This window comes from Xenorhabdus sp. NBAII XenSa04, from assembly GCF_963866145.1.
Classification (GTDB): Bacteria; Pseudomonadota; Gammaproteobacteria; order Enterobacterales; family Enterobacteriaceae; genus Xenorhabdus; species Xenorhabdus indica.
In genome coordinates, this window is the sequence record NZ_CAWMEB010000129.1 from 1 (window position 1) to 1,110 (window position 1,110).

2 protein-coding genes are annotated in these 1,110 nt (G+C 54.0%); both read right to left on the reverse strand.

From position 1 onward, the window contains the following. Window positions 1–52: 52 nt before the first annotated feature. On the reverse strand, window positions 53–514 hold the full coding sequence (locus tag AAC147_RS05975) for an antirestriction protein (RefSeq protein WP_047685993.1): 462 nt from the start codon (window positions 512–514) through the stop codon (window positions 53–55). Next, complete coding sequence (locus AAC147_RS05980) at window positions 501–950, reverse strand: antirestriction protein (protein ID WP_047685996.1); 450 nt, start codon at window positions 948–950, stop codon at window positions 501–503. Before AAC147_RS05980 ends, AAC147_RS05975 begins: the two co-directional genes overlap by 14 nt. Window positions 951–1,110 lie beyond the last annotated feature (160 nt).

Genomic DNA, 1,110 nt, shown 5'->3' on the forward strand with positions numbered 1-1,110 from the left:
TCCCTGGTCAGGCGCTTAAGAAAAGGGTTAACAGCCTCATGGGCTGATAACGTTAATGATGTTTATTTTTGTTGTGGATAAGTAACGGACTGATAACGTCCTCTCCGGGTTTCAGTGTCATGACCGAAGCTATCAGGCCGCTTTCCGGGTGCTGTTGTGCATACTCCTGCAATGCGCAGAACCGGTACGCCTCCTCATTCGGGGTATCCAACACCGAGATACGGGCTGATACGATGGCCGTCACCGCCAGCCCGAAGGCATCGGCTGAAAGCGTGGCCGTGAATCGGATGTCCGGCAGATAAACGGAATACGTTTCCGCCCGTGTCGGCACCAGATAAGTCAGCGATTCAGACACCTGCCGGCTTGTCCATTGTTCAGGCTGGTCACCGCCGCATAACGTTGATACGGTATTCGCCAGCAGGCACCCCAGAAATAACCGTTCCAGCGGGGTTTTGTCGGGGAACACGCCTGACAGTGCAAGACTGTCCAGCATCATCAGTTCATTCTTTGGCATCACGTTCTCCCTTTAAGCCCAACGCTGCCCGGATATATTGCGCCTGAGGATGTTGCAGCGCATATTCACGCAGGGCGCAAAACCGCTCAGCGTATCCGTCCAGCTTCATCAGCGCCGTCAGATAACCCAACACGCTCAGGGTTACCATCAGCCCAAAGGCATCGGCGGAGACTTCACCTTTAAAGTCAGTCGTACCCACGTTGACCACAGCGGAATCCGACCGTGCCGGCACGATATAGGCGATGCGGTCTGACACCTTCCGGTACTGCCATCGGTCACACCGGTCATCGTCACACAGCACGGCAGCAGCTTTAATGAACGTGTGCTCCAGCAACATCAGTTCCAGTGAACCGGTGTGCGGAAAAATTTCAGCAAAAGGGGAGCGTTCAGCCGGGGACACAGTGTGCACCGTGGCCGGGGTAGTATTTTGTTGCATGGTATTCTCCTGATAAAAACAACGGAGAACACCTGACCCAATGGGAAACGTGTTCCCCGTTGGGTGACTGGCCTGTTGGCCATGATGAATGAGATTAAGAAACCTTCATCGTCATCAGACTGACGATATCTGCTTCCAAAGGTGCGCAGATGTACCACAC

Coding starts and splice junctions, on each gene's coding strand:
- AAC147_RS05975 (WP_047685993.1), bottom strand. CDS start 514: ATGCCAAAGAATGAACTGATGATGCTGGACAGTCTTGCACTGTCAGGC.
- AAC147_RS05980 (WP_047685996.1), bottom strand. CDS start 950: ATGCAACAAAATACTACCCCGGCCACGGTGCACACTGTGTCCCCGGCT.